9 protein-coding genes are annotated in these 9246 nt (G+C 70.7%); 6 read left to right on the top strand and 3 right to left on the bottom strand.

What is annotated here, in order from left to right; genetic code table 11:
- The 4 genes from HUU95_RS02675 to msrA all read left to right on the top strand — a co-directional run.
- Nucleotides 1–548, top strand: a 548-nt coding sequence (locus HUU95_RS02675) for an aminotransferase class IV (protein WP_174278686.1), incomplete at its 5' end; no start/stop codon positions are given.
- A gap of 27 nt (nucleotides 549–575) precedes the next feature.
- Entirely contained in the window at nucleotides 576–1775 is a 1200-nt protein-coding gene (locus HUU95_RS02680; protein WP_174278687.1) for a pyridoxal phosphate-dependent aminotransferase, read from the top strand.
- Nucleotides 1776–1930: 155 nt separating this feature from the next.
- On the top strand, nucleotides 1931–2068 hold the full coding sequence (locus HUU95_RS02685) for a hypothetical protein (RefSeq protein ID WP_174278688.1): 138 nt from the start codon (nucleotides 1931–1933) through the stop codon (nucleotides 2066–2068).
- Nucleotides 2065–2715, top strand: a complete 651-nt coding sequence (msrA, locus tag HUU95_RS02690; protein WP_174278685.1) for a peptide-methionine (S)-S-oxide reductase MsrA — start codon at nucleotides 2065–2067, stop codon at nucleotides 2713–2715. The genes HUU95_RS02685 and msrA overlap by 4 nt, the downstream gene beginning before the upstream one ends.
- An 83-nt stretch (nucleotides 2716–2798) precedes the next feature.
- Here msrA and pdeM read toward each other — a convergent pair whose 3' ends face one another.
- The 3 genes from pdeM to HUU95_RS02705 all read right to left on the bottom strand — a co-directional run bounded on the left by pdeM (nucleotide 2799) and on the right by HUU95_RS02705 (nucleotide 6494).
- On the bottom strand, nucleotides 2799–3461 hold the full coding sequence (pdeM, locus tag HUU95_RS02695) for a ligase-associated DNA damage response endonuclease PdeM (protein ID WP_174278689.1): 663 nt from the start codon (nucleotides 3459–3461) through the stop codon (nucleotides 2799–2801).
- Between the two features lie 255 nt (nucleotides 3462–3716).
- Nucleotides 3717–6122 (bottom strand): ligase-associated DNA damage response DEXH box helicase, encoded by a 2406-nt coding sequence (locus tag HUU95_RS02700; protein WP_438827195.1) that lies wholly within the window; start codon nucleotides 6120–6122, stop codon nucleotides 3717–3719.
- A 186-nt stretch (nucleotides 6123–6308) separates the two neighbouring features.
- A complete protein-coding gene (locus tag HUU95_RS02705) occupies nucleotides 6309–6494 on the bottom strand; it encodes a hypothetical protein (protein ID WP_174278691.1) in 186 nt (61 codons plus the stop codon).
- Nucleotides 6495–6572: 78 nt separating this feature from the next.
- On the opposite strand from HUU95_RS02705, the gene HUU95_RS02710 reads away from it, so the two are divergent.
- Together HUU95_RS02710 and HUU95_RS02715 are read left to right on the top strand one after the other, a co-directional pair.
- A complete protein-coding gene (locus HUU95_RS02710; RefSeq protein ID WP_174278692.1) occupies nucleotides 6573–7571 on the top strand; it encodes a ligase-associated DNA damage response exonuclease in 999 nt (332 codons plus the stop codon).
- A gap of 63 nt (nucleotides 7572–7634) precedes the next feature.
- On the top strand, nucleotides 7635–9246 hold a 1612-nt coding region (locus tag HUU95_RS02715), incomplete at its 3' end, for a S10 family peptidase (RefSeq protein WP_174278693.1).

Raw genomic sequence — 9246 nt, forward strand, 5'->3', positions numbered from 1 at the left:
CCGCCAGCGCCGCCGCGCTGGGCTATGCGTTCGACCGCCACGGCGCGCGCAACGAGCTGCAGGCGGCGACCTTTCGGCTGCGCGAACCCCGGCGCGTGCGACTGCTGTGCGCGGCGTCCGGCGCGCTGGCGGTAGAGGTGGCGCCGTTGCCCGCGACGCCCGCGCGAATGACGGTCGCGGTGGTGCCGCTGCCGGTGGCGCCGCAAGACTATCGGCTGCGCCACAAGACCAGCGATCGCGGCTTCTATGACGACGCGCGGGGCGCGGCGGGAACGGACGAAGTGGTGTTCGCGCGCGCCGACGGCTGGCTGACGGAGGGCAGCTTCACCTCCCTGTTCGTCGAGCGCGACGGGCGGCTGGTGACGCCGCCGCTGGCGCGCGGGCTGCTGCCCAGCGTGCTGCGCGCCGAGCTAATCGAGACGGGACGCGCGGTCGAGGGCGATTGCACGCGCGACGATCTGGCGGGTGGCTGCTGGATCGGCAACGCGCTGCGCGGCCTGATCCGCGCGGAGGTCGCGGTTGCGGACGGTGGCGCGGGGCCCCTATAGCGCGCGCTCCCCTACGAAAGGCTGCCGATGTCGCCCTCCGCCGCGCTCGCCCGCATCAGCCCGTCGCCGACGCTCGCGGTGACGCAGCGTGTCGCCGAGCTCAAGCGCGCCGGCGTCGACGTGATCGGGCTGGGCGCGGGCGAGCCCGACTTCGACACGCCCGAGCACGTCAGGGAAGCGGGCATCCGCGCGATCCGCGACGGGCAGACCCGCTACACCGACGTCGACGGCACCCCCGCGCTGAAGGACGCGGTGATCGCCAAGTTCGCGCGCGACAACGCGCTGACCTTCGGCCGCGACCAGGTCACCGTCAATGTCGGCGGCAAGCAGACGCTGTTCAACGCGATCGTCGCCACCGTCAATCCGGGCGACGAGGTGGTGATCCCGGCGCCCTATTGGGTCAGCTATCCCGACGTGGTGCAGTTCGCGGGCGGCGTGCCGGTGACGGTGGCGACGGCGCCGCAGGACGGCTACAAGCTGTCGCCCGAAGCACTCGACGCGGCGATCACGCCACGGACCAAATGGGTGATCCTCAACTCGCCGTCGAACCCGACGGGCGGGGCGTACACCGCCGACGAGCTGCGCGCGCTGGGCGCGGTGCTGGCCCGGCACCCGCACGTCTGGGCGTTCGCCGACGACATGTACGAGCATATCGTCTATGACGGCTTCCGCTTCGCCACGATCGCGCAGGTCTGCCCCGAACTGGCCGACCGGACGCTGACGGTGAACGGCTGTTCCAAGGCCTATGCGATGACGGGCTGGCGGATCGGCTTCGCGGGCGGGCCCGCCTGGCTGATCAAGGCGATGGCGAAGCTCCAGTCGCAATCGACCAGCAACCCGTGCTCGATCGCGCAGGCGGCGGCGGTGGCGGCGTTGACCGGGCCGCAGGAGTTCCTGCGCGAGCGCGCGGACGTGTTCCAGGGGCGGCGCGACCTGGTCGTGTCGATGCTGGGCCAGGCGAGCGGGCTGACCTGTCCCCGGCCCGACGGCGCCTTTTACGTTTATCCGTCCTTCGCCGCGCTGATCGGCAAGCGCACGCCCGGCGGCGCGGTGATCGACGGCGACGAGGCGTTCGTCACCTATCTGCTCGACGAGGCGCGGGTGGCGGCGGTGCACGGCACGGCCTTCGGGCTCTCGCCGGCGATGCGGATCAGCTACGCCACCTCCGACGCGCTGCTGCGCGAAGCCTGCGCGCGCATCCAGACGGCGTGCGCGGCGCTGCGCTGAGCACGACGGGAAACGATCCGTTTCGCGAACGGCCTCTGAACAAGCGGGCCAGCGAGCATTAATTTAGGTTCGGTTACGAAGCCGATGACGAATCGATTTCGCAACCAAAGTTAGGGCGGGCGGTTGTCCCGCTAATCGAACCAAAGGTGATGGTCATGGCGACCCTGTTGAAGTCAAGCCTGTTATGGCAGTTCGTGGCCGGGTTCGCGCTGGGCGCGGCCGGTCTGGTGGCGTTGCATCCCAGCGAGGCGCGCGCGGCCGTGCACGCGCCGATCGCAACGGTGGCGCGTTGAAGCGTGTCCTGATCGCCGGTGCGCTGGCGGCGGTGGGCGCGGGGGCGCTGACCGGAGCGCGCGCGGAAAAGGCGGTGCCCCTGCCGGCCGCGAAGCTGGACGTGCCGGCGACGGCGGGGACGCAGACGGCTGTGTTCGCCGGCGGCTGCTTCTGGGGCATGGAGGCGGTGTTCGAGCAGATCAAGGGCGTGCGGTCGGTGACCGCGGGCTATGCGGGCGGCACGGCGGCGACCGCGACCTATGACCAGGTCTCGACCGAGACGACGCGGCACGCGGAGGCGGTGAAGCTGGTCTATGACCCGCGCGTCGTTACCTATGGCACGCTGCTGCGCGTCTATTTCTCGATCGCGCACGATCCGACCGAGCTGAACCGGCAGGGGCCGGATACGGGGGTGAGCTATCGCTCCGCGATCTTCCCGCAGTCGCCCGACCAGGCGCGGGTGGCGCGCGCTTATGTGGCGCAGCTGTCGGGGAGCCACGCTTTCCACGCGCCGATCGTGACGCGACTGGAGCAGGGCGGCTTCTACCCGGCGGAGGAATATCACCAGCGCTTCTACGACCGCAACCCGGGCCACCCGTACATCGTGATGTGGGACAAGCCCAAGGTGGCGGCGTTCCGCGCGGGGTTTCCGACGCTGGCGCGGTAGCGGGACTGACGAACACCCTGCCCTCGTCATCCCCGCTTGCGCGGGGATGACACGTTGGGGGCAACGTCCGCCTTCCTCCCGGTTCATGCCGCCAGGCGAAAGCGGAGCAACCGGTTCTCCACCGGGATCAGCGCCTCGGCCGCGCGGCCGACCGCCTTGACGATCGCGGGATGATCCACGTCGAGTCCGCCGGTCAACGCGCCAAAGGCGGGCAGCACCAGCTTGCGCGGCGTGGCGATGAAGCAGCGGCGCGCGACCGGCTTGCCCCGGACCGTCAGGCGCAGCTTGGGATGGAAGTGACCCGACAGCTCCGCACGCAACTCGGCCGGCTCGGCCTCGTGGCGCAGCACCAGCCCGTCGACCAGCGCCTCGCGCGCCACCGCGCCGCCGCAGCGGTCGGCGACCAGCGGGTCGTGATTGCCGGTGATCCAGGTCCAGCGCGCGCCGCCGGTGAGCCGCGCCAGCGCATCCTGCCCGGCTTGCGGCAGGCGGTCGCAGCCGCCGACGTCGTGAAAACTGTCGCCCAGGCACCAGACCTCGCTGGCGGCGGTCGCGGCGACCAGCGCCTCCAGGTCGGCGAGCGTCGCCAGGCTGTCATAGGGGGGCAGCATCTGGCCGCGTCGCGCGAACGAGCTCGCCTTTTCGAGATGGAGGTCGGCGACGAGCAGCGCGCGGCGTGACGGCCAGAACAGCGCGCCCTGCGGGAGCGCCAGCAACTCGTGCCCGCCGAACGAAAAGGGAACCATGCCCGACCCTTAGCGGGGCGGAGTCGCGGGAGGCAAGGTTTCTGCTCTTCGGGCGTTTAGGAAGGTAGGTTCAGAGGAGGCGCGGAGGCGCGGAGGAGAAGATCGGTTCGCGCGAGGGCGCAAAGGGGGCATACGCATCATCGCGCGAAGCGCCTTCATCGGTACGGGTCCAGGCGGCTGCGCCGCGTGTCACGCTCCTTCTCCGCGCCTCCGCGCCTCCTCTGAACCATCTTCGTCGCGGCGCAGCGTGACCGCTCAGTCCAGGCTCATCGCTTCCGCCGCGAGCGCCTCCGCCTCGATCAGCAGCGCATCATCGGCGGTGCCCGTCGCGACGCGCTCGCGGCCGATCAGCGTCAGCACCGGCACCGCGAGCGGGGTGACGCGGGGCAGGTCGCGGTGCACCATCGTCGCCGCCGCGCGATCGAGCAGGCCGGCGAGCCGCCCGACATCGGTCATCCGCGCGCGCGCGTCCGCCCAGGCGGCCTCCAGCAGCAGGTGCGTCGGCTCGTATTTGCGCAGCACGTCGTAGATCAGGTCGGTGGAGAAGGTGACCTGGCGCCCCGTCTTGCGCTTGCCGGGGTGCTGGCGCTCGACCAGCCCGCCGATCACCGCCACCTCGCGGAACGCGCGCTTGAGCAGGTGGCTGCGCTCCACCCATTCGACGAACTCATGCTCCAGGATGTCGGCTGTGAACAGCGCCGCCGGATCGGTCACCTGCTCCAGCCCGTAGCAGGCGAGCGCATAATCGTTGGCGACGAAGCCCAGCGGCTTGAGCCCGAGCGCCTCCATGCGGCGCGTGACGAGCATGCCCAGCGACTGGTGCGCGTTCCAGCCCTCGAAGCTGTAGGCGACCATGTAATGCCGCCCCTCGCGCGGGAAGGTCTCGACCAGCAGCTGGCCGGGCTCGGGGAGGACCGAGCGCTTCTCCTGGAACTGGAGCCATTCGCGCACGTCGGGCGGGAAGCGATCCCATTCCGCCGGCGTCGCCAGGAAGGTGCGGACGCGGTCGGCGAGGTTGGTCGACAGCGGCATGCGGCTGCCGCCGTAAGTGGGGATGCGCGCGGGCCGGCTGGACGCGCGCACCACCAGGTCCTCCGTGTCGATCCGCTCGACCTCGCAACTCAGGCCGGCGAAGAAGAAGGTGTCGCCGGGGCTGAGCTGCGCGGCGAAGCTCTCCTCCACCTTGCCCAGGTTGCGGCCGTTCTTGAAGCGCACCGTCAGCATCGTCGCCTCGACGATGATGCCGGCGTTGAGGCGGTGCTGGCGGACGAATTGCGGGTGCGACACGCGCCAGACGCCATCCTGTTCGGTCAGCCGCTTGAACCGGTCATAGGCCTTGAGGCTGTAGCCGCCGTCGCGGATGAAGCCGAGCACACGGTCGAACAGCTCGTCGGTGAGCGCCGAATAGGGCAGCGCGCTGCGGACCTCGTCGAGCAGGTCGTCGCGGCGGAACGGGGCGGCGCAGGCGCACGCCATGACGTGCTGCGCCAGCACGTCGAGCGCGCCGGGCCGGAACAGGTCCGGGTCCAGCTCGCGCGCCTCCACCGCGTCGAGCGCGGCGCGGGCTTCGAGATACTCGAAGCGGTTGCCGGGCACGAGGATGCCCTCGGATGCCTCATCGAGCCGATGGTTGGAGCGGCCCAGCCGCTGGAGCAGGCGCGACGAGCCCTTGGGCGCGCCCATCTGGATCACGCAATCCACATCGCCCCAGTCGACGCCCAGATCGAGCGACGCGGTGGCGACCAGCGCGCGCAGCCGGCCGTCCGCCATCGCCTGCTCCACCTTGCGCCGCGCCTCGCGCGCGAGGCTGCCGTGGTGGACGCCGATGGGCAGGCCCAGCGTGTTCACCTTCCACAGATCCTGGAAGATCAGCTCGGCGAGACTGCGCGTGTTGCAGAAGATCAGCGACGTCTTGTGCGTCTCGATCTCCGCCATCACCTGTTCGGCGGCATAGCGGCCTGAATGGCCGGTCCACGGCACGCGGCCCTCCGGCAGGAGGATCGCGATGTCGGGCTCGGCGCCGGGCTCGCCGACGACGAGGTCGACCACGCCGATGTCGCCATCCGGCGCGAGCCAGGCGCGATAGCCGTCGGGGTCGGCGACGGTGGCGCTGAGCGCGACGCGGCGCAGCCCCGGCGCGAGCCGCTGGAGCCGCACCATGCACAAGGACAGCAGGTCGCCGCGCTTGCCGGTGGCAAAGGCATGGACCTCGTCGACGACGATGCTCCTGAGCCCGGCGAACATCGTCGCCGCGTCCGGGTAGGACAGCAGCAGCGACAGTGACTCGGGCGTGGTGAGCAGGATGTGCGGCGGCCGCGCGCGCTGGCGGGCCTTGCGGTCGGACGGGGTGTCGCCGGTCCGCGTCTCGACGCGGAGGTCGAGCGCCATCTCCTCGATGGGGGTGACGAGATTGCGCTGGATATCGATCGCCAGCGCCTTGAGCGGCGAGACGTAGAGCGTGTGGAGACCGTCGGCCGGGTGCTCGATCAGTTCGACGAGGCTGGGCAGGAAACCGGACAGCGTCTTACCCGCGCCGGTGGTGGCGACGAGCAACGCGTGCCGGCCGGCGCGCGCGCGGTCGAGCATGGCAAGCTGGTGGCGGCGGGGGTGCCAGCCGCGTCGCGCGAACCAGGCGGTCAGGACGTCAGGTAGATCGCTCAATCCCGTCATCCCGGCCTTGAGCCGGGCGCCCGCTTCTTCATCGCGAGGTCAAGGCAGCGGGACCCCGGCGCGGGGCCGGGGTCAGAAAGCCACTCGAACCGCCGTCACGGGGGCAAGTACGGCGCCGGCGCCGGGGCGCCGCCGGCCGGGGCTCGATGCGTGGGGCGCGACGCGCGCCCTTTCGCATCAGCGCCCCGCTTCCTTGTTCTTGGCGTCCTCGGCTTGGTACAGCTCGCGCGTCGCGTCCTCCGTGCGCCGCTCGGCGCGCTTCGACTGGCGGTTATTGAGCGCCGCCCAGGCGATCGCGGCCGCGAGCAGGATCGGACCGACGATGACCAGCACGCCCCAGATGCCGCTGCCGAACAATGCCATCGTCTCACGCTCCCACGATCGTTACGCCAGCCCAACGCCGGCGCGGCGCGATTGCTCCGCCCGTGCGTTAGGCCGCGCATGGTGAAGCTCGGCGACTGGCTGCAACCCCATCCCCACGGGCTGTACGTCAAGCCGGCGGATGCGTGGATCGATCCCTCGCGGCCGACCCCGCGCGCGCTGGTGACGCACGGCCATGCCGACCACGCGCGCGGCGGGCATGGCGAGGTGTGGGCGACGCCCGAGACGCTGGCGATCATGACCGCGCGCTATGGCGAGCAGGTCGGGCGACCGGTGGCCTATGGCGGGTCCGTGCGGCTGGGCGACGTGGAGGTCGGCTTCGTGCCGGCGGGGCACGTGCTCGGCTCGGCGCAGATCGTGCTCACCTATCGCGGCGAGCGGGTGGTGGCGTCGGGCGATTACAAGCGGCGCGCGGACCCGACCTGTGCGCCCTTCGAGCCGGTGGCGTGCGACGTGTTCATCACCGAGGCGACCTTTGCGCTGCCCGTGTTCCGCCACCCGGACACGGGCGACGAGATCGACAAGCTGCTCGGCGCGCTGCACGCCAATCCCGACCGCTGCGTGCTGGTCGGCGCCTATGCGCTGGGCAAGGCGCAGCGCGTGATCGCCGAGCTGCGCGCGCGCGGGCACGTGGCGCCGATCTATATCCACGGCGCGCTGGCGCGATTGTGCGAGCTGTACGCCGACCATGGCGTGGCGCTGGGCGAGCTGCTGCCGGCGACCGGGGCGGCGAAGAAGGATGTGGCGGGGCATGTGGTGCTGTGCCCGCCGGGCGCGCTCAACGACCGCTGGAGCCGTCGCCTGCCCGAGCCGATCACCGCCATGGCGAGCGGCTGGATGCGCATCCGCCAGCGCGCGCGGCAGAAGAATGTCGAGCTGCCGCTGATCCTCTCCGACCATGCCGACTGGGACGAGCTGACCGACACGCTGGCGGAGATCGCCCCGCGCGAAGTGTGGGTGACGCACGGCCGCGACGACGCGCTGGTGCACTGGTGCGCCGGGCGGGGCATGACGGCGCGGCCGCTGCACCTGGTGGGGTTCGAGGACGAGGACGATTGACGCGCGTGGCTTGCCGGGACGCGCAAGGCGGCTAGGATGTAACGGAATCACGAAAGGTCGCCGATGATCCGCCTCGTTCTGCCGCTTTCCCTTCTCGCCACGCCCGCGCTGGCGCAGGACGCCCCGCCCAAGCCCGACAAGAACATCGCGCAGAGCAATGCCGAGAAGATGAAGGCGGAAGCCGAGGCCGGCTATGCCAACGCGCCGGTCGCCGAGCAGGCGGTGACGCACAAGGCGAGCGTGAGCGTCAACGGCGCCACCCTGCCCTACACCGCCACGGCGGGCACGCTGACCATCCGCGACACGGAGGGCAAGCCGACCGCGAGCATGTTCTACACCGCCTACACGCTGGACGGGGTGAAGCCGGGAACCAAGCGCCCGGTGACGTTCCTCTATAATGGCGGGCCCGGCAGCCCGACCTTCTGGCTGCACATGGGCTCGTTCGCGCCTGTCCGGCTCAAGACGGGCAATCCGGAAGTGATCCGCCCGGCGCCCTATGCGTTCGGGCCCAATCCCGACACGCTGCTCGACAAGACCGACCTCGTCTTCCTCGATGCGATCGGCGCCGGCTATTCCCGGCCGCTGGGCGACACCAAGCCGGGCGCCTTTTACGGCGTCGACGAGGACGCGGACGCGTTCGCCAAGGCGATCCTGCGCTACGCCACCAAATACGGCCGGTGGAACAGCCCGAAGTTCCTGTTCGGCGAGAGCTATGGCACGACGCGCTCGGGCGCGCTCGCCTATCAGCTGCAGGAACGCGGCATGGCGCTCAACGGCGTGGTGCTGCTGTCCTCCATCATGAACTATGGCTCGCGCCAGCCGGGGCTGGACGAGGTGTATCTCGACTATCTGCCGTCCTTCGCCGCCACCGCCTGGTATCACCACAAGGTGCCCAACCCGCCCGCCGACGTGGCGACGATCGTCGACCAGGCGCGCGCCTTCGCGGTGGGCCCGTACATGTCGGCGCTGGCCAAGGGGCAGCTGATCCCGGACGCCGAGGCCGACGCGATCGCGACGCGGATGAGCCAGCTGATCGGCGTCAGCCCTTCCTTCATCCGCCAGAGCAACCTGCGCATCGACCTGCCGCGCTTCCAGAAGGAGCTGCTGCGCGACCAGCGGCGCACGATCGGCCGCTTCGACGCGCGCTATACCGGCGTCGACGTCGACGCCGCCGGCGAGCGGCCGGAAACCGACGCCTCCGACATCGCCATCTCCGGCGCGTTCATCGGCACGTTCATGGACTATGTGACGCATACGCTGGGCTACAAGACCGACATGCCCTATCGGCTGTCCGCGCGCGACGCCGCGGGCTGGGACTGGAACTGGAAGCATCGCGCGCCGGGTCAGGGCTATGGCGCGCAGCAGAACAATCCCAACACCGCCATCGACCTGGGCGCGGCGATGCGGGCCAATCCCTACCTGCACGTGTTGTCGCTCAACGGCTGGTTCGACATGGCGACGCCGTTCTTCGGAACGGAGAACGACCTGGGCCACATGATGCTGGAGCGCGGGCAGCAGGCGAACCTGGCGTTCCGCTATTATCCGGCGGGGCACATGGCATACCTCAACCCCGACGCGCTGCACGCGATGAAGCGCGACTTGGCCGCCTGGTATGACGACGCGGTGGGCGACGCGCGCGACGGCACGCCCGCCGCGCCGGCGAGCGTGTCGGCCG

It is taken from the genome of Sphingomonas bacterium, from assembly GCF_903643065.1.
Lineage (GTDB): Bacteria > Pseudomonadota > Alphaproteobacteria > Sphingomonadales > Sphingomonadaceae > Sphingomonas.